We start from the raw sequence: 26,621 nt of genomic DNA, 5'->3' as shown, positions 1-26,621 counted from the left end.
AGACCGTTCGGTATCTGTCACGTGTGAAGCGGATCTGTCAGGTGTGGGCCCTCAGATCGACGAACGATCCGAACCGACGAACTCGCTGATCCACGGCACGACTGCTTCGCGGACGGTGACCGCCTGCGGCAGTAGTCCGTTGCTCAGCAGGAGATCGGCCGCGCGCTGCTGCTCGTCGAGGAACTCGTCGGTGACCGGGTTGACACCGAAAGGACGTCCGCGCAGTGCAGCTTCCCAGGCATTGATGCTCGCGGACCCGCCACGCTTCTCGATGTCGTCGACGAAGATCTGCGCGGCTTCGCGGGGGTTGGCTTCGATCCAGGCGTCGGATTCCTGCAGGGCCTCGATGATCGCCTGGAGGGCCTCCGGGTTGGTATCCGCGAAATCGCGCCGGGTGAACCACAGTGAGGGGTGGCTGAAGAGTCCGTCGGTGGCGATCAGCGTGCGCAGTTCGTGGTTCGCTTCGATGTCGGTCAGCCCCGGGTACGCCCCTACCCAGGCATCGATGGTGCCGTCGACGAGGTCCGCTCCACCACCGCGCACGTCGGTGTCGACAGGGACGATGTCGGACCAGGTCAGCCCCGCCTGATCCAAGGCGAACAACAAAAGTGTGGTCTGCCATGATCCGTGCGCGATGCCGACGCGCTTGCCGCGCAGGTCCTCTACCGTGTTGATCTCGGACTCTGCCTTGACTACCAGGCGCCCGTTCTCCACGCGGGGGCCGGAGATTCCGATGTAGACGAGATCGCGGCCCTGAGCCAATCCGGTGACCGGCGGCGTGAATCCGGTTCCGATCACATCGTATCCGCCCTCCTCGAACAGCCAGTCCGAGTGCAGGGTCGGCAAGGCGTTTTCCGGGTTCACTGCAGGCTTGGCGGGAAGCTCACGCAGGTCCACCCACTCGACGTCCGGGAGACGACGTTCGAGGATTCCGGTGTGGCGCAAAACGAACAGTGAATTGTTGTGTGGGAAGTATCCGACGCGAACGGTCATGAGATCTACGCTTTCCTGTTCTGAATCAGTGATGGGGGTGGCTAGATGAGGCCGCGTCGACGCGCCTCGTCGGCGAGTCCGCTACGGCCCCACTGGACCGTGAGGTTGGACGGATCGAATTCGACCGAACCGCCGAGGGTTTCGGCGATCGCCTGGAACTGCGCGCCTTCCTCGAGGAGGACGACGAACTTCGCGAGGTCGAGCAACCCGCTGCGGCCGATGACGTTGACCCCGCCGTTGGCTTCGAAGATCGCCACCAGATCGGGATCGTGTTCGAGACGCTCGAGAATGAACTCGCCCGCAGAACGGGACCGATCGATGTGCGGCGGAATCTCTCGGGAGAGCGTCAGCCTCTGCGAAGCCGCATATCGGATGGGTAGCGTCCGGTGTGTCTGGGCCCAACCGCCGAGCCACGGAGTGTGGATGTGGACAACGCTGGTGATTTCCGGATGCTCACGGAACACTGACGCGTAGCCGGTGACAAAACCAGCCGATCCGTTGCCGGACAGCACCTCTCCATCGAACGTAGCGACAACCGGTGACACCGACGGATCGTCCGCCCACGGTCCCGGGTCGTTCAGGGCGACCGCGATTTCGGTGCCGGGTACGCGTTCGACGAAGTTCACGGTCCCGTTGGCTGCAACCGTTCCGGTCTTGCGGAAGACGTCGAATGCCTTGTCTGCTGCTTTGCGCGCTGCTTCGACGAATGCTGCGGTATCGGCGTCGAGTCGAGTTTCGGTGGTGGTCATCGAGTCTCCAGTCCAGAAGGTGTGATCGGGGTGCGCTGCAGGAGGGGAAGAACTTCTTCGCCGACGCGGTATGCCTCTTCGAGATGCGGGTTACCCGCGAGGATGAAGGCGTCGACGCCCAGTTCGCGCAGCTCGTCGAGTCTTTCGGCGACCTGTTCGTAGCTGCCGACCAGTCCGAACGCTGGTCCGCCGCGGATGAGGCTGAAGCCACACCACACGTTGGGCTGCACTTCCAGATCTCGGTAACCGGTGATGTGTTCGGGCACCCACCCCTTGATGCGGGCGGCGCCCACCGAATCACCCTGCGCTGCGCGGTCGGCGGCCCCCTTGTCGACGAAAGCCCAGCCTTTCTCGATCTCGGCCCACGCGGCTTCTTCGGTGTGCCGGGCAACGACGTCGATGCGTACGGCGAACTTCGGGGTGCGTCCCAGCTTGGCCGAGTTCTCCCGCACGCCGTCGATCTTGGCTCTCAGATCGGCGTACGGCTCCAGCCAGGAAAGGTAGTAATCGGAGTGCAGTCCGGCGGCGGCGACGGCTGCTGCCGAAGATCCGGAGAAGTACACCTCGGGAAACGGCTGGCCGGCAAGTCCGGGTGGCAGTGCAGCGCCGTGGGTTTGGAAGAAGCGACCGTCGAAGTCGAAAGGTTCGCCGTCCCACACACCCTTGAGGACATCGAGGAACTCGGATGTCCTGGTGTAGCGATCGTCGTGGTCGACTTTGTCGCCCCACCACAGCTGAGGCGCGCCGCCTCCACCACTGATGATGTTGTAAACCAGACGTCCGCCAGTTGCTCGCTGCAGACTCGCCGACATCCGCGCGGCCTGCACCGGGTGAAGGAACCCTGGTTGGAACGCGACCATGAAACGGTACGTGGTGGTCTCGGCGGCCAACGCTCCTGCGGTCGCCCACGGATCCTCGGTCATCGGGAAGGACGGCAGCAGTCCACCGAGGAAGCCGGCAGACTCGGAAGCCTTTGCCACTGCGGCCATGTGGTCGATGTAGCTGTATCCGTCCAACTCGCCGCCGCGGATCGCGGGAGCGATGTTGCCCGGCCCGTATCCACCGGCATCGCCGCGGTTGTAGCGACGCGGAGTACGCAGCGACGCGTGGTCGCCTTCCATCCCGATCCGCCAATAGAAATCGATGCTCATGCGGTGGCCTTCTCTTCTGTGGTGGCCTTCTCTTCCTTGCGGATCCGACCCTCGGGATCGACCAGGTGCAGGAGATGCTCGCCCGCCCGGTGCAGCTCTTCGATGTGTGGCCGACCGGACAGGACGAAACCGTCCACGCCGAGATCGCGATACGACGACAATCGCTGCGCCACTTCCTCGTAGCTTCCGACGAGGCCGATACTGTGCTCGTAGCCGATGCGGTCGAATCCGGACCACAGGATGCCGCCCCGGTCGATCTCGAGTGCAGCGGAATCGGATTCTCTCAGTTGCCGTTCGACGCGAGCCCAGGCTTCGTCGGCTGTCTCCCTCGCGATGATCGGGATGCGCAGGACCTTCTCGACGGTCCTGCCGAGTTCGGATGCTCGGTCGTCGAGGGTGGTGATCCGTGTCGACAACTCGTCACCGGCAAGGGTGAACTGATGGACATCGGCATGGTGGGCCGAGAGTTCCAGAGCTTCCGGTGAGTCTCCGGTCAGATGTACTCGGGGAAAACGGAGTCCCGACAAGATGCCTCGGAATCCGCCGCCGAGTACGTCGTAGTACTCGCCGTCGAAGTCGTAACCCGTGCCGCCGAATCCGCCGGGGAGAATCTGTTCCTCGTTCCACACACCGCGTGCGACGGTCAGGAACTCCGCGGCGCGCGCGTAGCGGTCGGCTCCTCGAACCACGTCTCCGCGAGCAGCGGCGTCTTCGGGGTCCGTCTCTACCTTCACTCGCCATTCGAGACGACCTGCCGACAGGCGCTGAAGTGTGGCCGACATTTTGGCGGCGTAGACGGGGGTCCCGAAAGTGGGGTGAAACTCCACGACCACTCGCGAATGACGCGTCTGACGTAGGGCGGCGGCAGCAACGATCCAGGATTCTTCGCCATTCGGATCGTACGGTGCGACAACGCCGTCGACGCCCGACAGTTCGGCTGCGAGAACGATCTGTGCCAATTCGTCGAAGGGCCCGAAGTTTCCGGGGCGAACATCGGTCGCGACGGTAGTCGGTCGCTGTGGCCCGAAGCCGCCGCGACTGTTCAGCGCGGCCACTGCCCGGCGTCCGTCACCGCGCGAGGGCAGCTCCCAGTAGACGTCCGTCATTCTTCTGTGCCCTTCTGCGCGGCGACAAGTGCGCGTGCCTGTTCCAGTGGTTCGTGCGCCACCCAGGACCGCAGGTCGAAGTCGGCGGCAAGGAAGCCGTGCGCATACAGGAATTGTTTCTGCACGCCGAGCAGGTCCACACGCTCGTCCGACAGGCTCAAATGCAGTCCGGTGTGGAAGTTCTCGCCGTAGGCTGCCACCACACCTTCGGGCCCGGACTGTGTTTCGGTCTGCAGCACGGCTCGGACCTCGTCGATGTTGGCTGCGGCCCAGTCCGCTGCTCTCAGGCTCTCGGCGAGGAAACCGACGACGATGTCCGGGCGCTGTTCGAGTAGGTCGGCATGAACCGTGATCGGTCGTGGGGTGCCGTTGTTCACGCGATCACGGAGGGATGCAGTGGAATCGAGATCGACGGCCACGGCGAGGCCGTGTTCGCGGGCAACTTCCTGGGCGCGGGCGCCCTTGACGTAGATGGCATCGACGTCGCCGCGGAGCAGGGATTCGACACCCCACGTCGTGTTGCGGGTGGACGAGGCGGTGCGGACCTCGGGGGCTGCGGTCGTCGCAACCTCGACGAGGGTGACGTCGGCAAAACTCAACTCGCCCAGTCGAAGTGCGGAGGCGAAGCCGTGCAGGGCCATGGCGCGAGGAAAGCTCCTGGCCTGATCCGCAGCCCAGGCCGGGATTCCGATCCGAGCGCCGGCCAGAAGACCTGCTTCTCGGATGTCGGAGTCTCCGCGCACCAGGATCGCCTGGGCCTCGTCGATCCAGGTGAGCCCGATGAGCCGCGTCGGAGAACCACTGGCACGCGCGGCCAGTGCGGGGACGTTGCCGCCCTCGCGAATGAGTCCGGAGAGGTGGTGATCGAAATGGCGCACTGCCAATTCCGGTCCGGCATCTTGCAGTACGCCGAAACGCACTCCGGATTCGTTTGCCGTCCGGTCGAGCCAACCGAGACTGTTGGCGAGACCGCTGGCGGTGGGAACGGGGCAGCGGGTGTACCAGAGTGTGTCGATTGCGGAATCAGCGATCAATGTCATGACTGTCCTGTCCGTCGGGGAAGGTGCGGCCGACACCGAGTTCCTTCAGGAAACTCGCTCGGTAGCGCAAAGATTCGGGATCGTTCCGATCGCGGGGGCGTGGCAGGTCGATGTCGACGTCCACGGCAAACCCGCCCTTGTCGAGGATGAGCACGCGGTCGGCAAGTCGTACGGCTTCGTCGACGTCGTGCGTGACGAGTAGTACAGCCGGACGGTGGCGGGCGACCAGATCGCCTACCAAGTCTTGCATTTGGAGCCTGGTCAAAGCGTCGAGGGCCGCGAACGGTTCGTCGAGCAGTAATAGTTCAGGTTCGCGAACGAGAGCGCGAGCCAATGCGACGCGTTGGGCCTCGCCGCCGGAGAGGGTGGCCGGCCAGGCACGGTGCTTGTCCGCGAGGTTGACCTCGGAGAGTGCGTTGCGTGCATTGTCGGTCACCTGACGTGACCGCTTCTGTCCGACTGTGACATTAGCCAGAACTCGCTTCGACGGGATCAATCGCGGTTCCTGGTAGACGACCGTGCGGTCGCGCGGAACCAGCACCTCGCCGCTGTCCGGTGCTTCCAAACCGGAGAGCACTCGCAACAGGGTCGTCTTGCCGGTGCCGCTGGGGCCGAGGAGAACGACGAACTCTCCGCGTGTGATCTCGAGGTCGATACCACCCAGAACAGTCTTGTCACCGAACGACTTCCGCACTCCGGTGAGTGAGACTGCCACTGGTGATCCGGCTCGTCGTTCGGCCGCAGTGGTGCCGGTCCGCTCACGCGTTGCCAACGGCGGGAGAGGTGCTTCGGTGGTCGGCAGCGAGCCGACGGTCGTGTTCGTCATCGCGCCACCGACAATCTCCGCCACGGCATGGAGTACCGCTCGATCAGCCTGACGACGGCGTCGAAGATGAGACCCAGCGCCGCGTACATGACGATGCACAGAACCATGTAATCGGTGCGGTTGTATTCCTGCGCCAGAGTGACCAGGTATCCGATGCCCTCACGTGTGCCGACCTGCTCGGCGGCGATCAATCCGGTGATGCTGAGCGACAGGCAGATTCGAAGCCCCATCAGAACACCGGGGAGGGCGGTCGGAAGAATCGCTCCGAACACCAGTCGCCAACCTGTCAGTCCGAAACCCTGTGCCGCTTCCACCATCTTGCGATCGACCCCGCGCACTCCCAGGTAGGTGTACGCGTACATGGGGGCGACGGTCGCGACCGCGATCAGGACCACCTTGAAAGTTTCGTCGATACCGAACCAGGCGATGAACAGCGGAACGAGCGCGAGGAACGGAACCGCGCGATTGATCTGCATGGTCGAGTCGATCAGTTCTTCACCGAGCGAGGAGAGACCGGAGAGAACCCCGAGCACCAATCCGACGATCACACCGACCGAAACACCGAGTGCAGCACGTTGAAGCGACGCGAGACCGAAGTCGACCAACTGACCCGACTGGTACAGCTCGGCGAATGCCGTCCACACCGCCGGAGGTCCGGCCAGGATCTCTTCGCGGATCAGTCCGGTAGCGGATCCGATCCACCATCCGGCAACCAGCAGCGCGGGCACGAGGAAGCGGAGGGGGATCGAGACCCACTTGGGCCTGCTGCGATTGCGCCGGTAGCGGGGCGTTTCGAGTTGCGGATGTTCCACTGACGGCGACGCCGTTCGTGCGGGGCGGGTCAGCGTCACCATCGGGTCACTTCCCCTCGGTGGTGGGCGCTGCCGCTGCCGAACCTGCCACAGCACCCTGGAGGTCGAAGATCACGTCGCTGCCCTTGAGGGGCTGCTGGATCACCTTGTTCTCGGCGAACAGCGTGGAGATCGATTCGAGGTCGGTGGCATCCGCTGCGGTCGGATAGCGGAAGTTGGTGATCTGGCCGCCCAGGGTGATCGCGTCGTCGAGCCGCTGTCCGGAGAGTGCACGCGGACCGGTCTGTTCGAAGACGTTCTCGAAGGCTGCTGGGTCGGCCTGCTGCTTCGCGGTGAGTTCCTGGGTGACCTCGAGGAACTTCTGGACCACCTCGGGATGCGCTTCGAGTACTGCGGTGCGGCCGGCGATGATGGTGCTGTCCACGGAGTCGATGCTCGCCTCGGTTGCGATCTCGACCGCGCCCTTGGCCTTCGCCTCCTGATATGGAATCAGGAAGGATGCCCACGCGTCGACCTGCCCGGTGGAGAACGCCGACGCCGCGTCAGCCTGTTGCAGCGGAACACGTTCGACGGAATCGATCGGCACTCCGGCCTGCGTCAGGGCCTTGAGCGTGATGTACTCGCCCTTACCTGCAGGGTTGACGGCGATGCGCTTGCCGGCCAGATCTGCGACGGTCTTGATTCCGGATTCCGGAGTGGCGATGATGCCGGCCTGGTCCTTGTTGTACGGGTCGGACGTGGCGAAGATGCGGACACCCACGTCCTTCGACAGTGCGCCGACGACGGGACTGTATGCGCCGGTTTGGATGTCGAGTTCTCCGCTGTTGAACAGTTTGAGGTTGGAGCTGAATCCCGGTGTGGTCTTGACCCATTCGATCTTTGCGCCCAGCGGTGCCAGCGCCTCGTCGTAGGTTCCGTCACGCTTGCCGACGGCGATGGCACCGGAGTTTCCGGGATCGAAGACTTTGAGCGTGAAGTCGGCGCTGGAATTGCCTGCGGCGCTGTCGGAATCGGAAGACCCACACGCCACCGCCAACCCGGCCAGCGGGATCATGGCGAGCGCAGCGGCAGCTCGTGGCAGTCGGCGGAAGCGGGACATGTATGTGGCTCCTTCAGGCGTTGATTCGTCAGAACTGACGACGATGACGCTATTGGGTGCCTGTCCGTTTTACCCCCGTTTGTTTTCTGGAGATTGGAAATCTTGACAACATCGGAAGTCTGTTCATCTGGGCTTTTATGGACCGTCGTCTGGTTCCTTTCCACCTGATGGAAAGGATGGCCGGACTGCTGGGTCCGTGTTAGCGTCCGATTCTCAGGTCGATCAGGCCACAGCGAAAGGATCGTTCGTGACGGACGCACGCGGCGCGGGAGTTCAGACGGTAACCCGTGCCCTGACCATGCTCACATGTTTTCGCAGTGGCGAAGAACTGGGAGTCTCGGAAGTTGCGCGGCGACAAGAGCTTGCGGTCAGCACCACGCATCGATTGCTGCAGTCGCTCGTCGACGCGGGGTTCCTCGAGAAGGACGACGCAACCAGTCGGTATCGCATCGGCGCGGCGCTGGCGGCATACGGACAGGTCTCCTACCGGCAGCATCGGATCTATCTGTCCGAGCCCTATTTGGAGCAATTGGCCGCGACGACAGGAGCATCCGCCTCCCTGGCAGTGCGAAGCGGAAGTGAGGTGGTGTTGCTCGGATTCAGCCGATGGCGCGAGGCCGACGGGCACGTGCTCCAGGGTGTCCGCCTTCCCTTGCATGCGAGCGCACTGGGGAAAGCCTTTCTGGCTTGGTCCGATGTCGACGATTCCGAGCTCGCTGCGCTGCCACGTGAAGCGACCACTCAGCGTGCGATCACCGATGTTGCCGGTATCCGCCGGGAATTGGAACTGACTCGTGAGCGAGGATACGGATTCAACGACGAGGAGTTGACCCCGGATTACCGAACGATCGGAATTCCGATCATCGATGGATCCGGCACTGTGCGTTACGCTCTCGGGCTTCGTGGTCCGGTCGAGCTGATGATCGACGAACGGATTCCGTTCCTCGCCGACCTTGCCAAGGTGACTGCGCGACAGATCGGTGAAGTGCTTCTCTGAACTGGCGTGAAGCGCTTGTGGCAGATCCGGCCGAACGTGATTACCGTTGAAGTCGAGGGCGCGATCGCACAATGGCTACGCGACGTGACCGCGTCCTCGCGAGCGTGGAGACGAGTGATGACGACGATCGGTGTCGTTGCCCTGCTGCTGGGCGTCCTGTTGATCGTGGTCGAGGCGCATGCCCCAACCGCGGGGGTGCTCGGTGTGCTTGGAGCACTCATGATCGGTGCCGGCGTCTGGATGCTTTTCACATCCGACGGTATCGGCCAATTGATCGCGATCCCGGTGACGGCGGGAGTCGCGGTAGTCGGCCTGGGCGTGGTGGCGGTAGCGAGTCGAAAAGCGCTTACCGCGCGCCGCGCTCCCGTGCGTACGGGGACGGAATCTCTTGTCGGTTCCGACGCGACCGTTCGCAGTTGGACCGGCGCGCAGGGTCAGGTCGAGCTTGACGGCGGATTATGGAGTGCTCGAATGGAATTCGGGTACGACGACTCCGTGCCTGCCGTGGGCGAATTCGTCGTCGTAGAGCAGGTACGAGGCCTGACTCTGAAAGTGCGCCGTCGTGAACCGTGGGAGCTGCCGCTATGACCACCGTGCTTGTCATGTTGTCCGTGTTTGTCGTGCTGATTGCAGTCCTTGTGGGAATGTCGGTGAGAGTTCTGCGCGAGTACGAGCGCGCGGTGGTGTTCCGCCTCGGCCGATTGATCACCTTGAAAGGCCCAGGCCTGGTGATTCTGGTGCCGGCGATCGATCGCATGGAACGGGTCAGTCTGCGAACCGTCACGCTGAAAATACCGGTCCAAGAAGTGATTACCCGCGACAATGTTCCTGTGAAGGTCACCGCCGTCACGTACTTTCGGGTCGTCGACGCTGACCGTTCGATAGTCGAAGTCGAGGACTTTCTGGCCGCCACCTCGCAGATCGCCCAGACCACACTGCGCTCCATCCTCGGTAAAGCTGAGCTGGACTCGCTGCTATCCGAACGGGAACGCCTCAACGAGGATCTGCAGAAAGTCATCGACCAGCAGACCGAACCGTGGGGCGTCAAGGTCACGACCGTCGAGATCAAGGACGTCGAGATTCCAGCCAACATGCAGCGCGCCATCGCCAGGCAAGCAGAGGCCGAACGTGAACGTCGAGCCAAGATCATCAACGCCGACGCAGAGTTTCAGGCTTCGGCCAAGCTCGCCGAGGCGGCCGAGGTAATCAGCCGCAATCCGACCACCCTGCAATTGCGATATCTGCAGACACTTCACGAGATCGGTAGCGAGAACAACTCCACCGTTGTCTTCCCCTTGCCGCTGGATCTTGTCCGGCCCTTCATGGGCGGTCAAGCGGAGGTCTCCACAGCCACCCAAGAACATGCCCGTTCTGTCTGGAATGCGAAAGTTGTTGACTAGCAGCTAGTTTCATCTCGTTTTCTCTTGTGTTCGAAACTCTGTTCGAATATGATTGCTTCATGGACAGTTGGGATGCGTGGCAGCTGGATGGTGAGGGCCTCAGGGGTGAGGTTCTGGATCTGGTGCGTGCCCGGCACGAGTTGCAGTCGCGGTTGGTGTTGTTGATCGTGGAGATGTTTTCCCGGGAGGTTCTCGGGGGGAAGGGTTTTCGGGCGATCGCGCAGTGGTTGCATGGTTCGACGAATTTGGAGATCGGTGAGTGCAGTCTGCTGGTCGGGTTGGCGCGGTTGTTGATGCTCGAACCTGTGGTGGCGGATGCGTTTCACCGCGGTGATGTGGATGCGTTGAAAGCGCGTCAGGTGGCGTCGTTTTGTCAGCATCCGCCGAAGAACATGACCCTGGCGGATGTGGACAAGGCCCGGGGGATTTTGTTGTCGTTGGCGTCGAAGAACATTGCCGATTGTGATGCGGTGCGGGCGGCGATTCGGCGGATCGAGAAGCAGTACGGCAAGCGTGAGGACGGTGTTCCGGTCGGGGAGGATTCCGAACGTAACGAGTTCTACGCCTCGAAAGGCCTGTACGGGCGGGTCACGGTGAAGGGCGATCTGGATGCTGTGAACGGGGCCCGTCTGATCACGTTGTTGTCGAGCCTGTCCGCTCCGACACCGGAGAAGGACGGTGTCAAGGACACCCGCACGCCTGCATTACGGCGTGCGGACGGGTTTTGCGAGTTGTTGCGCCGGTACGAGCGGGCGGGGTTGGGTCCGATCGAGGGCGGCGTGAAACCACACATCACGGTCACCGCGTCCGCGAAAGACATGACGGACCTTAAAGTTCTGAAAGACCTGTTGCCGTCCACGGAGGAACTCGGGTTTGCGTGGACGGATTGGGTGGGTCCGATCAGTATCGATACCGCACGGATGCTGGCGTGCGACTGCACCGTCACCCGGATCCTCCTGGATGAGAATGGTGTTCCGCTCGACTGCGGTAAGGAAGCGAGAACCGCGACGGTGCCGCAGAGGCGGGCGTTGGCGGTTCGGGATGGTGGGTGTGCGTTTCCGGGGTGTGGGACGCCGTCGGGGTGGTGCGATGCTCATCATATTGTTCACTGGGGTGATGGTGGCCCAACAGATCTCGACAATCTGATCTTGTTGTGCGGTCATCATCATCGGACACTGCACCACACCGAATGGCGTGTCGAGATCGGCCCGGATCGGAAGTCGGTGTTCTATCCACCGATGTCGGTTGATCCGCACCAGCATCCGATCGGCGGGAACAGCCCGCCCACAGCAGCCTGAACGGGCGCAACTGAATACGTACACACCGGGGCATAGCCATGCCCCGGTGCGAGCTGCGTTTGTCGGAGTCGCGTGTGCGGTCAGAGCATCGTCGAGATATGGTCCGGAAGCGCGACACCGGAGTCGAGATCCTCGGACGGGATCGGTTCACCGAAGTGCGTAGCTGCAGGAACTACTCCAGCCCAGACGGTTTCGACACCGATGTCGGCGGCATCGTCGCCGGGACCGCCGGTGCGGGCCTTGACGGAAGCCTCGTACAACGGCAGTGCAAGAACGATGGTTGCCGCCATTTCCTTGCGCGTGTGATCCCGCAAGTGTTGGGAACGTCCGGGAACCACCTGGTCGACGATCAGATTCAAAGCCTTCACTCGCTCGTCGCATTCGGTCACGACTCGAGGTGATCCGATGATGACGCCGCTGCGGTAGTTCATCGAGTGGTGGAAGCCCGACCGAGCCAACACGAGCCCGTCGAGGATCGTGATGGTGATGCAGATTTCGCTGTCCGGAGCCAAGCTTCGCGAGGCCACCGAGCCGTGAACATAAATAGACCCGCCGCGGTCAGGGCCGTCGAGGTCGAACCCGTACGCGGTGGGAAACACCATGGGAACTCCGCCGACGTTCACGCCCATGTGGCACAGCTTCGCGGACTGCAAGACGTCGACGAGTGCCGCGCGTTCTGCGACGCCGTGGTGGCGGGCGCGCTTGTGCGTCGTACGTGCTGTCGGAGACAGCGGAATAGGTGCAGTGGGGGCAGGAGCAGGGGCAGCAAAGACAACGGAATCTGTCATGCAGACAATGCTGGTGGCAAAGTGGCTTCAAGTCATGGTCCAATCAGTGGAGACTTCGATAGGCCACTTCGATGTGCCACTTCCGAGAGGGTTCTGAATGTTTCTTCCTTCGGCGGTAGCCGTCGTCCTCGACCGGACAGATCGGCGGGCGCTCCCGATCCAGATTGCCGACCACCTCAGAGCGGATATCCGCAGTGGTAAGGCGGCAGTGGGACTGAGGTTGCCCAGTTCCCGGAAGCTGGCGGCGGAGCTCGAGGTGGCGCGGGGCGTCGTGGAACGGGCGTATGAGCAGTTGATTGCCGAGGGTTGGCTTGTCGCTGTGCACGGCTCGGGCACCTTCGTTGCCGAGGCGCCCTCTCCCGCGGTCACTCCCACGACTACACCGAAGAAGACCGCCGACAAGATGTCACCCAGGGTGCAGCTCCGGCCAGGCGTGCCGTGGACGCCGCCGCGTGCATCGGCAGCGTGGCGGCGGGCGTGGCGTGATGTCGGGTCCAAACCGCCACCATTCGAGGATCCCGATCCTGCGGGTGACTACGAATTGCGTTCGGCACTATCGGAATTGCTGGCAAGAGCCCGCGGAATGTCGGTTGAACCCGAGAGAATCCTGATCACCTCAGGTGCCACGCATGGTCTCGGCCTCGCCCTGTCGGCTCTGCGTACCCGTGGTGCTGTTCTGGCGATGGAAGATCCCGGATACCGGTATGCGTCCTCGGCCGCAACAGCCTGTGGATGGTCGCTGCTCGACGTGCCCGTCGACGCTCATGGTCTCTGTGTCGACCAACTCGAAACGGCGTCGGAGAGCGTCCGCGGTGTGTATGTGACACCGTCCCATCAGTATCCGACAGGTGGGCTGCTTCCGGTAGGTCGGCGCAACCAGTTGATCGAGTTCGCCCGCGCCCGCGACGTAGTCCTGTTCGAGGACGATTACGACTCCGAATTCCGTTACGACGTAGCGCCTTTACCTGCGCTTGCCCAGTTGGCTCCTGATCGGGTGGTGTATCTCGGAACGGTTGCCAAAACGCTCGGCGCCGGAATTCGATTGGGCTGGTTGGTAGCTCCCCTCGACCTGGTCGACCGCATAGCATTACACCGCAAGCGAATCGGCGACTTCCCGTCGGTTCCGCTGCAGCAAGCACTCCTGTCCCTGCTCCGTGACGGCGAATGGGATCGGGCGGTACGTACCGCCCGGCGCAGGTACCGCGAGCGCGATCGGGCGCTCGAGGACGCGCTGTCATCGTTCGGTGAACTGCGCGGACTCGGCGCCGGCATGCACACGACGCTCATGCTCGACGCGGATCTGGCAGCGACCGTCGCTCGCGAGGCACTCCTGCACGGCGTCGAAGTGCCCACCCTGGTCGAGTCCACCCGAACGCACGGAGACCCCGGTGGATTGGTCATCGGCTACGGGCGAGTGGAATCCGCAGACCTCGAATATGCGCTCGAGGTGATAGCCGAGTGCCTCGCACGTCACAGCGCGTGAAGTCTCGTTGATCGGGAGTGCGGCAACGGATGGGCGTGGTCCAGTTCTAGCGTCTGCTCGTGACGATCCGAAGCCAGACCTTTCCGCACCTGCTCGCACCAGGCACCATCGGCCCGATGACCGTGCCCAATCGCGTGGTTCTCCCTGCGATGGACATGAACCTGTGTGAAGACGGGGAAATCGAAAAGGGCGACATCGACCACTTCGTGGCTCGTGCGGCCGGTGGAACGGGTCTGATCATCACCGGTTGCTGCGCTGTTGCGTACCCGCTGGGCTGCACCAGCCGCAAGGAACCGGGGCTCTCCGAAGACCGGTTCATCCCCGGACTCAAAGCGCTGGCAGACGCGGTGCACGACGCAGGCAGCAAGCTCTGTGTGCAGATGACACACCACGGCAAGGTGGCGCGCATCGATACCCTCGACGGCCGACCGCAGCTGGTCCCGTCCACACCGAAGCCGCCGGGTGACATGAGTGCGATGGCCGACTGCACGCCCGAGGAACTGGGCAAGATGGCTGCCATCAACGAGGGCAAGAGGGCGACCTACCACGAGGCCACCAAGGAAGATCTTGATTGGCTCGTCCGCATGTTCGCCGAGGCTGCCGGACGGGTGAAAGCGGCCGGCGGCGACGCCGTCGAGATTCACTGTGCCCACAACTACGTCCTCGGAGCGTTCCTGAGTCGCTACACGAATCAGCGCAGCGATGAGTACGGAGGTTCCATGGAGAACCGTGCACGCCTGGCTTGTGAGGTCATTCGGGCGGTCAAGGAGGAGGTCGGCGGTGCGCTTGCCGTCATCGTGCGTCTGGCCGGTCAAGAGTACGGCGAAACCGACGGGCTGACCGTCGACGAGGCTGCTGCGGCCGCCAAGATGTTCGAAGAGGCCGGCGCTGACGCCATTCACGTCACCGGTACCGCGCTGAATGCTTTTGCCAACTTCACCGACGGCCCCCTGCCCGACAAGGTCGGCTACTACACGGACAATGCAACGCGAATCAAGCAGGCGATATCGATCCCCGTGATCACGGTCGGACGTATGCTCCCAGAGGTCGGCGAGAAGATGATCGCGGAAGGTCGCACGGACTTCGCCGCGATGGGCCGCCAGCTCCTGGCCGATCCACAGTTGGTGAACAAACTCAAAGACGGTGTACCCGAGCGGGTTCGGCCTTGCATCAATTGCTACGTCTGCGTGCAGGAGAACTTCTGGGACGAGACCCCGCTGTGCGCGGTGAACCCTGCCCTGGGCAACGAAGCGCTGCTCCCCTTCGTTCGGACCAGCACTCCGAAACACGTTGTTGTGGTCGGAGCGGGCCCCGGTGGTCTCGAAACGGCTCGCGTGGCCGCTGAACGTGGGCACCGAGTCACGGTGTTGGACAAATCCGATCGCCTCGGCGGCACCCTGTGGTTCTCGAGCCTCACTACCCCGGACAACGGGCGTCTGCTCAGCTGGTTGAAAGTGGAGATCGAGCGTCTCGGTGTCGATGTTCGACTGAAGACCGAAGCCTCGGTTGCTTCGATCCGGGCACTGAACCCCGACGCCGTAGTCGTGGCCACCGGTGCAGTTCGTGAGCGGCCTAGTGTTCCGGGCGGCGACTTGCCGCACGTGCACACCGGTGATTCGTTGCGCGCGTTGATGACCGGCGCTGGAGACGTCTCTCAGGTGCCGCCGTTCCTGCGGACGATGGCCAAGTTGGGCAAGCTGTCCGGTATCACCAAGAGCCCCGCGGCGATCCGAGCTGTGACTCGCAAGTTCCTGCCCATGGGTAAGGACGTTGTCGTGATCGGTGGTTCGCTTGTCGGACTCGAGCTTGCGGAGTTCCTGGCCGAGCGAGGTCGTAATGTGACGCTGATCGAAGAAGGCCAGCAGTTGGGTATTCCGATGGCGATGCCGCGCCGCTGGACGGCTGTGCGCCACGCCAAGCATGTCGGTGTGGACATTCACCGCAATTCAACGGTGCAGCGAATCACCAAGGAGCACGTCGAATTCCGTTCCGGTGACAAGACACTGACCGCTCCAGCCGACATGGTTGTCGTCGCCTCGGGGGTGTCAGCGCAAGCGCCGCTGGCCGACGCTCTGATCGGCGTCGTCTCCGACGTGCACGTGGTCGGTGACGCGGTGAACGTCGACTACATCGAAGGTGCGATGCACACGGCGTGGAAAGTTGCGATGGATCTTTGACCCATCCCCTAGGTAGCGCTTTGTGCCGCAACGATGTCCGGCCACCATCGGGCCGCGACATCGGGGTGCGCGCGTAGTCGACTCTTGAGGGCGTTCGCCCCGTAGGAATCGTGGATCGGGTTGTTCGCGTCCACGGTGACGCCGGTGGCGCGCGCCGCCAGCTCGGGCGGTAGGTCGAACTCCGGGATCTGCGCTGCGTAGTTCGGGTTGAAGAAGAACGGCACCGAGATACGTTCACCGTCACCTTCGGGTGAAACTACCCGGTGCACAGTCGCTTTCAAGTAGCCGCCGGTAGCGACCTCGAGAAGTTCGCCGATGTTGACCACCAGCGCCCCGTCGATCGGCGGGGCGTCGATCCAGTCGCCGTCGTGCTCGACCTGCAGACCGCCCTTGCCCGGTTCGACATAGAGCAGTGTCAGTACACCCGCGTCCTTGTGCCCGCCGACGCCCTGGGAGCCGGCACCTTTCGGGCGGCCCGGGTAACGCACCACCTTGATGAGGATCGACGGATCGTGAGCGAACGCGTCGTCGAAGATGTTCGCATCCTGGCCCAGGGCTACCGCCCATTCGCGTAAGAGGCTCAATGCGATCGAGGTGAGTGTGTCGTTCCACTCGGTGATGACGTCGCGAAGTTCGGGAAGGGCGTCGGGCCACTGGTTGGGGCCCTGCAGGATCTCCCAGGCCGGTGAGGTGTCGGTGCGCTCGGCCGCGGGCTGTTCGGCGCCGATGTCGATCTGCTCGCGCCAGTCCTGCTTGCCTTCGGTCAGTTCGCCGCCGAGCCTGGTGTACCCACGGAAGTGCGGGCTGCGGACGTTCTCGATCGCGAGCTTCTCGGCAGTGGGAAGCGCGAAGAACTCGCGGGCGACGTCGAGGAGGCGTCGCTGCAATTCGTCGGGAATTCCGTGGCCGACCAGGTAGAAGAATCCGACCTCGTGGGTGGCCTCGCGGAGCTGAGTGCGGAACTGCTCGGCGGTGTCGGGGTTCTGCGCAAGCGACAGATCGAGCACTGGCAGCGACGTAATCGACATGGGGTCCTCGATCCGTGTGATGGTTCTGATGTCCATCATTCCACGCTGATCGGCACCCGGACCCGCGCAGCGATTCGGCAGCCGCAGGCGTGATTACCCGCGCGGATGCGGAAACACCCTGCGGATAACAGAATCGGGGCCTTGCGCCGTTGGCGCAAGACCCCGAATCAGCGTGAACCTAAATCAGGCCTCGTCGGCCCGGCGTCTAGCTACGCCTCATCGGCTCCGATGATGAACGCTTCGAGCTCGATGCGAGCCTTGTCGTCGGCCATCTGGACCGGCGGGGACTTCATCAGGTAAGCGGAAGCCGGGTAAACCGGTCCACCGATGCCGCGGTCCTTGGCGATCTTGGCTGCGCGGACGGCGTCGATGATGATGCCGGCAGAGTTGGGCGAATCCCAGACCTCGAGCTTGTACTCCAGGTTCAGGGGAGCGTCACCGAAGGCGCGGCCTTCGAGGCGGACGTATGCCCACTTACGGTCGTCGAGCCACTCCACGTAGTCCGAGGGACCGATGTGGACGTTGCGGTCGTGAACCTTGCCGGCAAGTGCGCCGGTCAGGTTGGACGTCACGGCCTGGGTCTTGGAAACCTTCTTGGACTCCAGGCGATCACGCTCGAGCATGTTCTTGAAGTCCATGTTTCCACCGACGTTGAGCTGGTAGGTGCGGTCCAGCACGACGCCGCGGTCTTCGAACAGCTTCGCCATCACGCGGTGGGTGATGGTGGCGCCGACCTGGCTCTTGATGTCGTCGCCGACGATCGGGACGCCGGCGTCCTTGAACTTGGCAGCCCACTCCGGGTCGGAAGCGATGAAGACGGGCAGGGCGTTGACGAATGCAACGCCTGCGTCGATCGCGCACTGTGCGTAGAACTTGTCAGCGTCGTCGGAACCGACGGGCAGGTAGGAGACGAGGACGTCGACCTGAGCGTCCTTGAGTGCCTTGACGACGTCGACGGGCTCGGCGTCGGACAGCTCGATGGTCTCGGCGTAGTACTTGCCGATGCCGTCGAGGGTCGGGCCACGCTGAACGGGAACGTCCAGGGGCGGGACGTCGGCGATCTTGATGGTGTTGTTCTCGCTCGCGAGGATCGCCTCGGAGAGGTCGAAGCCGACCTTCTTGGCGTCGACGTCGAACGCAGCGACGAACTGCACGTCGCGGACGTGGTACTTGCCGAACTTGACGTGCATGAGGCCGGGGACCGTCTGGGTCTCGTCGGCATCCTTGTAGTAGTGGACGCCCTGAACCAGGGACGAGGCGCAGTTACCCACGCCCACAATGGCTACGCGCACCGCGGTGCTGTTCTCACCCATGGTCGGGTTCTCCTTCTTTCCGGGATGTTCCTGTTGTCGATTGCTCGGCTGCGATCAATTCGTTGAGCCAACGCACTTCGCGTTCACTCGATTCGAGTCCGAGCTGATGGAGCTGACGGGTATAGCGGTCCAGCGATCCGCTGGCCCGACCGACGGCCTCGCGGAGCCCCTCACGGCGCTCCTCGACCTGGCGTCGCCTGCCTTCGAGGATCCGCATCCGCGCTTCTGCGGGGGTGCGGCTGAAGAAGGCGAGGTGAACGCCGAAACCGTCGTCGGTGTAGTTCTGCGGCCCGGTGTCGGCGACCAGTTCGGTGAACCGTTGCCGACCTGCCGGAGTGAGCTGGTAGACGCGACGCGCCCGACGCTTGAGCGTGCCGGTGGCAGTGTCGACGTCTTCCGAGATCAATCCGTCGGCTTGCATGCGCCGCAGTGCCGGGTACAGCGATCCGTACGAGAACGCGCGGAATGCGCCGAGCAGACCAGTGAGCCGCTTACGCAGCTCGTATCCGTGCATCGGTGACTCGAGGAGCAGCCCGAGGATTGCGAGTTCGAGCAACTGACAAACCTCCCGAGTCGTTGAACCTAACCGCTTGATGCGATAACCAACTATATCGCGCCGATATATAAAACCACACTGCGGCCCGATACGTGTACCAAGGTGTCACGGCTAGATCAGGGGGTGAACGGGTAGATCGACATGATTTCCCCGTCGAGGCCAGCGGTCAGGTACCCGCTTTCGTCGAGGTCGTTGCCGACGTGGATCTCGATGGTCGGCACGGTTTCGGTGCTTCCGACAGAGACGTACCGAGTGGTCGGATTTTGCACCGACGTTGTGGTTCCGGCGCCGTCGAGCAGGGCGATCACGATGCGAGGATCGAGCTGTGTGACGTCGATCTGTGTCACGTCGGGTTCGCGCGATCCTCCCGAAGTCGTGTCCTCGAGGTCGCCTCGGTAGTAACTGTCGAGGCTCTTGCGCTGCGCAGCAGGATCGGCGCGCGTTACGCGTGCATAAGTGGGATAGATGGTCATCTCGTCGACCAGTCCGCTGCCGTACTGCGTTTCGATGGCACGGAACATCGCCCCCAGGCCGTCGACGGTGTGCAACTGTGGCTCGGGGCTGGAGAAGATCGTGACGTCCGACGCCACATATTTGATTCCGAAGCCGATTGCCGACACCAGTGACAGAGCGATGATCACAAGGGCGATCAAACGCGTGTCGAGCGAAGGTTCTTTCCGGAGAACAGGCAGAGACGCTTCGGTCTGCAGATCGGACGTCAAATCTTCGAGATCGCCGAGAGTGACAGCCACCGCGGCGAGTTCGGTCAATTCGTCGTGCTCGGTCGCCGTGAGTTGCCCGTCGGCGAAGGCGGAGTCCAGCACTGCGCAGGTAGCCTCGCGATCGGCATTGCGAGCGCGGGTGGTCCTGGTCAGATCGTTCGGCATGTCCGGGCCTATCGAGGAGTGAAGGGAGACAAGCGGATCGGGCGTCCGTCAGGCGTCAGGTCCATCCACCCGCTCGCGCCGAGGTTGTTGCTCACGTAGATGGAGACGCGTGGATCATCGCTCGACGAACTCATGCTGATGTGTGTGATCTCGGCGTCGGGGACGTTGAGATTTGCGGACACTCCTGCCAGATATCCGGCGAGTTTGTCGATGTCGACGGCAGCGAGGTCGAAGGTGGCAGTGCTGGCCGCTCGAGTCGACGTGCTGTCACGTGGTGTGAAACCGCCTCGAAAGTCGATGTCCTCCTCCAGATTCGGCGAGATAGCGGCGGCGCGAGTAACGCTTGCATAGCCGTCGTAGAAGTTGACGGAATCGATTATCGTCGTGCCGTACTTGGTGCTGTATTTTGTGATAAATTCCCCGATCCCGCTTGCGGTGACGGTGTTCAGTGTCGAACTCACAATGGGGGCAAGCGGTTCGACGTTTTCGGCTGCCGCCGGTGGAGGCGGTGGGGGTGAATCGTCGGCGGACAAGGTGAGGAACCCGATCAGGCCCGCGAAGACAACCGATGCGGCTGCGAGGTACCAGATCTTGTCGATACGACGAACTTTGGCAACGGCGTTGCGCAGCGTTGCTTTCTGCAGATCGCGGACCAGTAGATCGAGCTGGCCGAGGGTGGTCGCGGTCATGGCCGCAGCCGTCCGGTTGGCGTGCTCGTCGACCGTGATCTGGCCGTCGGACAGAGCCGTATCGAGAACGGCGCAGGTATCGGAACGGTCGACGTCGCGCGCACGGGTGCGCGTAGAGGTAGTAGTCGGGGACCCACTCACCGGCTCACCCTAGCTCCCGTACGGGTAGGAACGAGAGATCTCGCCCCACGGCGTGACCTCGATTCGTCCTTGGTGGCCGAGTCCGTTCTCCGCATAGATCGCGATCTCCGGGAGGCCGTAGTTCGCGTCCACGATCAAGTGCGTGATCGTGGCGTCCGAAACATTGACGTAGGCGCCGATGTTCACCATGTACGGCGCGAGCTTGTCGATCTGGATGGAACCGAGATCGAAGGTCGGCTGGCCCGTCCGCCGCGGAGTGGATGTCACTTCCCGCTCGAAGCCGTCGCGAAAACTGATGGACTCGGCGCGAGCTGGAGCGTCGGGGACCGCCCGGCTCACCAGGGAGAAGTCGCCGTGGAAGCTGGCGTCATCGATGAACATGTCGCCGAACTCGTCGCGATACTTCTCGATAAATGCGCCGATACCCTCGGGAGTCAATGTGTCGATGTGTGCGATCAGGATCGGTTCGACGGTCGGCTCCGGCACCAGGGTGGTGGTCGGCAACGGTGGCGCGAGGGAAGTAGTGCTGGCATAACTGGCGGTGATGTCTTCCGAAGGCGTCAATGGTGAGCGACTCCAGGCCACCGCGGCGACCGCGCCGACGACGATCAGAGCAGCGCCACCGATGTACACGGCCTTGCGCGTCACCGACGTCCGAGGCGCCGTTGTGGTATCGATCTTCGGCACCTGCAGATCGTTGACCAGGCGCGCGAGCTCGAGCAGGGTTTTCGCGGACCTCGCCTTTTCGGTCCGTTCGAAGTAGTCCTCCGCGCTCAACTGCCCTTCGGCGTACGCGGCGTCCAACACATTGCACGTTTCGACGCGATCAAGATCACGAGCCCGCGTCATCGGGGAACGGGAAGACTTCACAGGAAGTGATCGTAATGGCTGGTCGCCATGCGTCCGGACCGCAAAATGTGTTCATCGTGACCCTCCCGAACCGTCCGTGGCGGCACGGACGCACGTACGCTGGTCAGGTGCGGATACAGCGGCAAGTTGTGGACTACGCGCTCGCGCGTCGGTCTGTGCTGGCCGAAGTGTCTGCGGGTCGGACCGACGTCAAGCAGGTGTGTGACGCCGATCCGTACCTACTCAGAGCCGCGAAGTTCCACGGCCGGGGCAGCGACGTCGTCTGCCCCATTTGCCGCAAGGAACAGTTGACGCTCGTGTCCTGGGTGTTCGGCGACAAGCTCGGTCAGGTTTCGGGATCGGCCCGAACCTCGGACGAGCTCGCTCGGCTTGCGGAAACAGCAGAGGAGTTCACGGTGCACGTTGTAGAGGTGTGCCGTACCTGCAGTTGGAACCACTTGGTGCAGTCCTATGTGCTCGGCGCAGTACCTGCGCCGCCGCGACCGCGGCGAGCACGCCCACCAAGCCGGCGCACCGCCAGCGAGTAACGCCACACCCGAAGAAGGGCCCGATCGAAGTCTGCACGTGATCGGTCCGTGACCACTGGAGATTTGATTCGTGAGTTCCCCCAGCAACAACAACCCGGGAGGCAACAACCCGGGTGGCCGTCCCGTCGGTCCCAACCGTCCCGCCGGACCTCCTCAGGGTCGTCCGCCGCAGGGACGTCCGATGGGTCCACCACCGCAGGGTCCGCCTCCGCAGGGACGCCCTCCGATGGGTCCGCCCCCTCAGGGTCGTCCGCAGCAAGGCCGTCCGATGGGACCCCCGCCGCAGGGTCGTCCGCCGCAAGCCCGACCTTCGGGCCCGCCTCCTCAGGGCCGCCCCGCCGGTCCCCCTCCTCAGGGTCGTCCGCCGCAAGGCCGACCTGCCGGCCCGCCGCCTCGGGATCGCGCCGCAGGCGCTCAGGCAAACGAACCGACCCAGCGCGTCGCGGCAGCAGCAGCGACCACCCGTACCAACGCGGGCACCCGCCCGCCGGTCGGACCTCCGCCGACGAAGCCGCCGACAGGTGGCTCCGGTGGCGGTGGCAACGACGGACAACCCCCGAAGGGAAGAAAGAGCACCGTGAAGAAGAAGTCCAAGTGGCGCACAGTTCGCCGCTCGGCCTACGTCTTGGTGGCGCTCGGTCTTGTTCTGCCCGTCCTTGCCTTCATGGCGGCGTACATCGTGCAGGACGTCCCCAAGCCAGGTGACCTCAAGACCAATCAGGTGGCGACGGTCTTCGCCGCCGACGGCACCACGGTGATCAGTACTGTCGTCCCGCCGGACGGCAACCGCGTCGAGGTTTCGCTCGATCAGGTACCGCTTCACGTTCGGAACGCCGTTCTGGCCGCAGAGGACCGCGATTTCTACTCGAACCCGGGCTTCTCGATCTCCGGTTTCGCACGCGCAGCCCGAGACAACGTCCTCGGTCGCGACAGTGCCGGTGGTGGCTCGACCATCACGCAGCAGTACGTGAAGAAGGCGCTCGTCGGCTCGGAGCGTTCGCTGACGCGAAAGATGAAAGAGCTCGTCATCTCCTCGAAGATGGCCAACGAGTGGTCCAAGGACGACATCCTCGCCGCGTATCTGAACACCATTTACTTCGGTCGCGGCGCATACGGCATCGGCGCAGCATCCAAGGCTTACTTCGGTAAGCCCGTCGACCAGCTGACCATCGAAGAAGGCGCCGTCCTGGCATCGTCGATTCAGCTTCCGTCGCTCCTCGATCCCGAGACCAACCCGACCGGCGCGAAGTCCCGTTGGGATTACGTGCTCGACGGCATGGTGTCCGCCGGCACGCTGGATCAGGCCGCGCGCACGCCGATGCAGTACCCCGCCTACATCCCGCTCGCCCAGGTCGACAACAGCAGCCAAGGCTCGACCGGACCCGAGGGCCTGATCAAGCGTCAGGTGCTCAAGGAGATCGGCGACGCTGGAATCAGCGAGCAGTTGCTCAACACCGAGGGCTTGCAGATCACCACGACCATCGACCCGCAGGCTCAGGCCGCAGCGGTCGAGGCAGCCCGTTCCAACATGGAGGGTGAGCCGGAGAACCTGCGCACCGCCGTTGTATCGGTCGACCCGAAGACCGGAGCCGTCAAGGCGTACTACGGCGGTGAGGACGGCGCGGGATACGACTTCGCGAATGCCGGACTTCAGACCGGTTCCTCGTTCAAGGTGTTCGGTCTCGCAGCCGCCCTGGATCAGGGGATCCCGCTCTCGCAGATGTACGACAGCTCGCCGCTGACCGTCAACGGCATCTCCATCGGCAACGTCGAAGGTGAAAGCTGCGGCACCTGCACCATCGCAGAGGCGCTCAAGCGTTCGCTGAACACCAGCTTCTACCGCCAGATGCTCAGCCTCGACGGCAACGGCCCGCAGGCAATCGCGGACATCGCACACCAAGCAGGCATCCCGAAGGACATCCCGGGCGTCGGCCCGTCGCTCACCGAGGCTGACGGTTCCGGTCCCAACAACGGCATCGTGCTCGGCCAGTACCAGGCCCGCGTGCTCGACATGGCGTCGTCGTACGCGACGCTCGCCGCATCCGGCACGTATCACGCACCGCACTTCGTCCAGAAGGTCGTCGCGGCTGACGGCACCGTGCTGCTGGACCGCGGCGCACCCGCCGGTGAGGACCGCATCGACGCTGCCGTGGCGGACAACGTGACGGCTGCGATGCAGCCGATCGCGGCGTACTCGCGCGGTCACAACCTGGCCGGCGGACGTCTGTCGGCGTCGAAGACAGGTACTGCGCAGCTCGGTGACACCGGAGCCAACAAGGACGCATGGATGGTCGGCTACACGCCGTCACTCTCGACCGCGGTCTGGGTCGGAACTCCCGACGGTGAAGCGATCACCAACTCGGGCGGCGCGATGATCTACGGCTCGGGTCTGCCTTCGGACATCTGGAAGGACACGATGGACGGCGCCCTCGACGGCACCGACAACGAGAAGTTCCCGACGCCGGGCAAGATCAACGGCCAAGCCGGTGGTGTTCCGGAGTACACGGCACCTGCACCGCCCAAGACGTCGGCGCCGCCGACCACCGCACCGACGACGACGGAAACCACTCCGCCGCCCGTGGTGACGACGACGCAGGTCGAGGTTCTGCCGGGCATCACCATCCCGATTCCGGGGATCTCCCGGCCGACGACAACCACGCCGCAGGTACCAGGGGCAGGCGAGACCACCGAGGAAGAACCGGCAGGTGTGAGCCCCGGCCAGTAGTTGGAGGGTGGTCGGTTCGAAAGACGGTAACCTCGCGGAGTGGCCGCGAATGCTGATGATGCCGAACCGACCTCCCCCGCTCCGCTGGCCGAAGATCTTCGTTCGGCGGATTGGCGGGACGTTCCCAGTCGCAACGACGCGATGGTGTCTGCGCTGTCGGGAACCGTCGGCGGTCCGGTAGGTCGTCACGCACTGATCGGACGCACTCGCTTCTTCACCCCGATGCGAGTGATCCTTCTGCTCGCCGTGGTGTTCTTGGCTTTCGGCTGGTTCGCGAAGGCCGGCTGTATTCAGCAGGCGCCGGTCGGCGAGAGCGGGCAGGTCGGCCTCGACTGGAGTGGCAGCCGTCAGTACGTGGCCATGTGTTACTCCGATACCGTTCCGCTGTACGGGGCCGAACGCCTCGATCAGGGAGCATTCCCGTACAAGACGTCGTGGGAAGAAGTACGCGGCGACGGTTCGATCCAGATGCGGTACATGGAGTATCCGGTCATCTCGGGGCTCTATCAGTACGGCGCGATGAAGGTCGCCAAGGCGTGGGATTCGATCACCTGGCTGCCGGGCGCGATTCAGGTGGCGCTCTATTTCAACGTCGTGGCGTTCGGGTTGGCGTTGGCGTGGCTGGTCACCGTGTGGGCGAGCACCCTGCTGGCCGGACGACGAGTGTGGGACGGCGCGCTCATCGCGTGTTCCCCGTTGGTGATCGTGCACGTGTTCACGAACTTCGATCCTCTGGCGACCGCGTTCGCGGCCGGTGGGTTGTTGGCGTGGGCACGCAAGCGGCCCGTGCTCGCGGGAATCCTGCTCGGCCTGGGCGGCGCCGCGAAGCTCTACCCGCTGCTCCTACTCGGACCGCTTTTTGTCCTGTGTCTGCGCGCGGGCAAGACGAGGGACTGGCTGGTGACCGCACTCAGTGCCGTCGCGGCATGGCTTGCGGTGAACCTGCCCATCGCCGCGCTGTACCCGCATGGTTGGTACGAGTTCTTCCGGCTCAACTCCGAGCGCGGGGCCGATCCCGATTCCCTCTACAACGTGATCGCGTCGTTCACGTCGTGGAAGGGCCTCGACGGTCCTCTCGCACAGGGTGAGTCACCGTCGAATCTCAACGCCGTCTCTCTGCTTTTGTTCGTGGCCGTCTGCATCGGTGTCGGATACGTCGCCCTGACGGCGCAGCGTCGTCCGCGCGTTGCGCAGTTGTGCTTCCTGTTGGTGGCGGGCTTCTTGCTCACCAACAAGGTGTGGAGCCCGCAGTATTCTCTGTGGCTGGTGCCGCTGGCCGTGTTGGCCTTGCCGCACCGCAGGCTCCTGCTCGCGTGGATGACCATCGACGCCCTGGTCTGGGTTCCTCGAATGATGTATTACCTCGGGGTGTCCAACAAGGGGCTGCCCGAGCAGTGGTTCACCGGAACCGTCGTGATCCGGGACATCGCGGTACTCGTTCTGTGCGCGCTGGTGCTCCGGCAGATCTACCGGCCGTCGGAGGATCTCGTGCGGTACGGGTTCATCGACGATCCGGCGGGCGGTGTTCTCGATCAGGCTCCGGACAAACAACCTGCCTGGCTACCCGGTTGGTTGAAGCCGTCTAAGGCGAAGGATCCGGAACCCGTCGCGGTCTGAGGTCACCACTCGTCGAGGGTGGTGTACCCGTCCTGGACCGCGCGGGCGAACAACGCTGCCTTCGTGGGAGCCGGCCGCCCGACGTCGCTGTATTTCGTGCGTACCCGAGTGATGTGTGTGTTGACGGTGCAGACGCGTAGGCCGAGTGTCTCGGCGACCTCGGACTTGGAATCCGAACGAAGCCAGGCGAGAAGTACTTCGATCTCGCGGACGCTCAGCTTCGGCTTGTGCTTGCCGTGCTTGGGGTTGCCGACTCGGGACACGTTTGCCTCGATCTTCGGAGAAATGCCGATTGAAGACATGCGAGTAGCGCCTTTCGACGGCGGGAATGGGCGTCGACTGCCGTATT

The 26,621-nt window shown here is 63.5% G+C and carries 25 protein-coding genes; 9 read left to right on the top strand and 16 right to left on the bottom strand.

Annotated elements, in window-relative coordinates; all coding sequences use genetic code 11:
- Window positions 1–51 precede the first annotated feature (51 nt).
- From ACKAMS_RS10915 to ACKAMS_RS10880, 8 genes are read right to left on the bottom strand one after another with little or no spacing between them, the layout of a single operon-like run.
- Complete coding sequence (locus ACKAMS_RS10915; RefSeq protein ID WP_141488107.1) at window positions 52–993, bottom strand: ABC transporter substrate-binding protein; 942 nt, start codon at window positions 991–993, stop codon at window positions 52–54.
- A 41-nt stretch (window positions 994–1,034) separates the two neighbouring features.
- A complete protein-coding gene (locus tag ACKAMS_RS10910) occupies window positions 1,035–1,742 on the bottom strand; it encodes a class II aldolase/adducin family protein (protein ID WP_020909735.1) in 708 nt (235 codons plus the stop codon).
- Window positions 1,739–2,893 carry an LLM class flavin-dependent oxidoreductase gene (locus tag ACKAMS_RS10905; RefSeq protein ID WP_408989025.1) on the bottom strand — a complete coding sequence of 385 codons (1,155 nt, stop codon included), beginning with the start codon at window positions 2,891–2,893 and terminating at the stop codon, window positions 1,739–1,741. Before ACKAMS_RS10905 ends, ACKAMS_RS10910 begins: the two co-directional genes overlap by 4 nt.
- The gene (locus ACKAMS_RS10900; RefSeq protein WP_003946034.1) at window positions 2,890–3,999 is read right to left on the bottom strand and encodes an LLM class flavin-dependent oxidoreductase; all 1,110 of its coding nucleotides are present in this window, start codon (window positions 3,997–3,999) and stop codon (window positions 2,890–2,892) included. The genes ACKAMS_RS10905 and ACKAMS_RS10900 overlap by 4 nt, the downstream gene beginning before the upstream one ends.
- Complete coding sequence (locus ACKAMS_RS10895; RefSeq protein ID WP_084326391.1) at window positions 3,996–5,039, bottom strand: ABC transporter substrate-binding protein; 1,044 nt, start codon at window positions 5,037–5,039, stop codon at window positions 3,996–3,998. Before ACKAMS_RS10895 ends, ACKAMS_RS10900 begins: the two co-directional genes overlap by 4 nt.
- Window positions 5,023–5,865, bottom strand: a complete 843-nt coding sequence (locus tag ACKAMS_RS10890; RefSeq protein ID WP_031332129.1) for an ABC transporter ATP-binding protein — start codon at window positions 5,863–5,865, stop codon at window positions 5,023–5,025. Before ACKAMS_RS10890 ends, ACKAMS_RS10895 begins: the two co-directional genes overlap by 17 nt.
- Window positions 5,862–6,719 (bottom strand): ABC transporter permease, encoded by an 858-nt coding sequence (locus ACKAMS_RS10885; protein ID WP_019746071.1) that lies wholly within the window; start codon window positions 6,717–6,719, stop codon window positions 5,862–5,864. The genes ACKAMS_RS10890 and ACKAMS_RS10885 overlap by 4 nt, the downstream gene beginning before the upstream one ends.
- 4 nt (window positions 6,720–6,723) lie before the next feature.
- Window positions 6,724–7,776, bottom strand: a complete 1,053-nt coding sequence (locus tag ACKAMS_RS10880; RefSeq protein WP_019746070.1) for an NrtA/SsuA/CpmA family ABC transporter substrate-binding protein — start codon at window positions 7,774–7,776, stop codon at window positions 6,724–6,726.
- 247 nt (window positions 7,777–8,023) lie between these two features.
- On the opposite strand from ACKAMS_RS10880, the gene ACKAMS_RS10875 reads away from it, so the two are divergent.
- The 4 genes from ACKAMS_RS10875 (at window position 8,024) to ACKAMS_RS10860 (ending at window position 11,471) form a co-directional block, all read left to right on the top strand.
- Complete coding sequence (locus tag ACKAMS_RS10875) at window positions 8,024–8,773, top strand: IclR family transcriptional regulator (protein ID WP_020971387.1); 750 nt, start codon at window positions 8,024–8,026, stop codon at window positions 8,771–8,773.
- A 117-nt stretch (window positions 8,774–8,890) separates the two neighbouring features.
- Window positions 8,891–9,361 (top strand): NfeD family protein, encoded by a 471-nt coding sequence (locus ACKAMS_RS10870; protein ID WP_080910792.1) that lies wholly within the window; start codon window positions 8,891–8,893, stop codon window positions 9,359–9,361.
- Window positions 9,358–10,173, top strand: a complete 816-nt coding sequence (locus tag ACKAMS_RS10865; RefSeq protein ID WP_069145282.1) for a slipin family protein — start codon at window positions 9,358–9,360, stop codon at window positions 10,171–10,173. The genes ACKAMS_RS10870 and ACKAMS_RS10865 overlap by 4 nt, the downstream gene beginning before the upstream one ends.
- A gap of 59 nt (window positions 10,174–10,232) precedes the next feature.
- A complete protein-coding gene (locus tag ACKAMS_RS10860) occupies window positions 10,233–11,471 on the top strand; it encodes a DUF222 domain-containing protein (protein ID WP_408989024.1) in 1,239 nt (412 codons plus the stop codon).
- An 80-nt stretch (window positions 11,472–11,551) separates the two neighbouring features.
- Here ACKAMS_RS10860 and ACKAMS_RS10855 read toward each other — a convergent pair whose 3' ends face one another.
- Window positions 11,552–12,259, bottom strand: coding sequence for a pyridoxamine 5'-phosphate oxidase family protein (locus ACKAMS_RS10855; RefSeq protein WP_070385325.1), 708 nt, complete (start codon window positions 12,257–12,259; stop codon window positions 11,552–11,554).
- A gap of 97 nt (window positions 12,260–12,356) precedes the next feature.
- Between ACKAMS_RS10855 and ACKAMS_RS10850 the strand changes: the two genes are divergently transcribed.
- Window positions 12,357–13,742, top strand: a complete 1,386-nt coding sequence (locus ACKAMS_RS10850; protein ID WP_408989023.1) for a PLP-dependent aminotransferase family protein — start codon at window positions 12,357–12,359, stop codon at window positions 13,740–13,742.
- A 59-nt stretch (window positions 13,743–13,801) separates the two neighbouring features.
- Window positions 13,802–15,919, top strand: a complete 2,118-nt coding sequence (locus tag ACKAMS_RS10845) for an FAD-dependent oxidoreductase (RefSeq protein ID WP_070797618.1) — start codon at window positions 13,802–13,804, stop codon at window positions 15,917–15,919.
- A gap of 8 nt (window positions 15,920–15,927) precedes the next feature.
- Here the strand turns inward: ACKAMS_RS10845 and ACKAMS_RS10840 are convergent, their stop codons facing one another.
- From ACKAMS_RS10840 to ACKAMS_RS10815, 6 genes are all read right to left on the bottom strand, one after another.
- Window positions 15,928–16,986: an isopenicillin N synthase family oxygenase gene (locus tag ACKAMS_RS10840; protein ID WP_223304565.1), complete on the bottom strand. Its 1,059-nt coding sequence runs from the start codon at window positions 16,984–16,986 to the stop codon at window positions 15,928–15,930.
- A gap of 170 nt (window positions 16,987–17,156) precedes the next feature.
- Window positions 17,157–18,260 (bottom strand): inositol-3-phosphate synthase, encoded by a 1,104-nt coding sequence (locus tag ACKAMS_RS10835; protein WP_003945979.1) that lies wholly within the window; start codon window positions 18,258–18,260, stop codon window positions 17,157–17,159.
- Window positions 18,253–18,816 carry a PadR family transcriptional regulator gene (locus tag ACKAMS_RS10830; protein WP_408989022.1) on the bottom strand — a complete coding sequence of 188 codons (564 nt, stop codon included), beginning with the start codon at window positions 18,814–18,816 and terminating at the stop codon, window positions 18,253–18,255. The genes ACKAMS_RS10835 and ACKAMS_RS10830 overlap by 8 nt, the downstream gene beginning before the upstream one ends.
- A 116-nt stretch (window positions 18,817–18,932) precedes the next feature.
- Window positions 18,933–19,703: a DUF1707 domain-containing protein gene (locus ACKAMS_RS10825; RefSeq protein ID WP_205907123.1), complete on the bottom strand. Its 771-nt coding sequence runs from the start codon at window positions 19,701–19,703 to the stop codon at window positions 18,933–18,935.
- A gap of 8 nt (window positions 19,704–19,711) precedes the next feature.
- Window positions 19,712–20,533, bottom strand: a complete 822-nt coding sequence (locus ACKAMS_RS10820; protein ID WP_408989021.1) for a DUF1707 domain-containing protein — start codon at window positions 20,531–20,533, stop codon at window positions 19,712–19,714.
- A 9-nt stretch (window positions 20,534–20,542) separates the two neighbouring features.
- Window positions 20,543–21,382 carry a DUF1707 domain-containing protein gene (locus ACKAMS_RS10815; RefSeq protein ID WP_408989020.1) on the bottom strand — a complete coding sequence of 280 codons (840 nt, stop codon included), beginning with the start codon at window positions 21,380–21,382 and terminating at the stop codon, window positions 20,543–20,545.
- Window positions 21,383–21,510: 128 nt separating this feature from the next.
- Here ACKAMS_RS10815 and ACKAMS_RS10810 point away from each other — a divergent pair, with 128 nt between their 5' ends.
- The 3 genes from ACKAMS_RS10810 (at window position 21,511) to ACKAMS_RS10800 (ending at window position 26,272) form a co-directional block, all read left to right on the top strand.
- Window positions 21,511–21,930 (top strand): DUF5318 family protein, encoded by a 420-nt coding sequence (locus ACKAMS_RS10810; protein WP_042448217.1) that lies wholly within the window; start codon window positions 21,511–21,513, stop codon window positions 21,928–21,930.
- A gap of 577 nt (window positions 21,931–22,507) precedes the next feature.
- Window positions 22,508–24,655 (top strand): transglycosylase domain-containing protein, encoded by a 2,148-nt coding sequence (locus tag ACKAMS_RS10805; protein ID WP_019746057.1) that lies wholly within the window; start codon window positions 22,508–22,510, stop codon window positions 24,653–24,655.
- Window positions 24,656–24,694: 39 nt separating this feature from the next.
- The gene (locus ACKAMS_RS10800) at window positions 24,695–26,272 is read left to right on the top strand and encodes a glycosyltransferase family 87 protein (protein WP_070385320.1); all 1,578 of its coding nucleotides are present in this window, start codon (window positions 24,695–24,697) and stop codon (window positions 26,270–26,272) included.
- Between the two features lie 2 nt (window positions 26,273–26,274).
- On the opposite strand, the gene ACKAMS_RS10795 is transcribed toward ACKAMS_RS10800, so the two are convergent.
- On the bottom strand, window positions 26,275–26,574 hold the full coding sequence (locus ACKAMS_RS10795) for a LuxR C-terminal-related transcriptional regulator (RefSeq protein ID WP_019746055.1): 300 nt from the start codon (window positions 26,572–26,574) through the stop codon (window positions 26,275–26,277).
- Window positions 26,575–26,621 lie beyond the last annotated feature (47 nt).

Source organism: Rhodococcus sp. 5A-K4, assembly GCF_046097995.1.
GTDB lineage: Bacteria > Actinomycetota > Actinomycetes > Mycobacteriales > Mycobacteriaceae > Rhodococcus_F > Rhodococcus_F erythropolis.
Note: the sequence above shows the minus strand (reverse complement) of the source record. Positions and strands in the feature narration are given on the sequence as shown.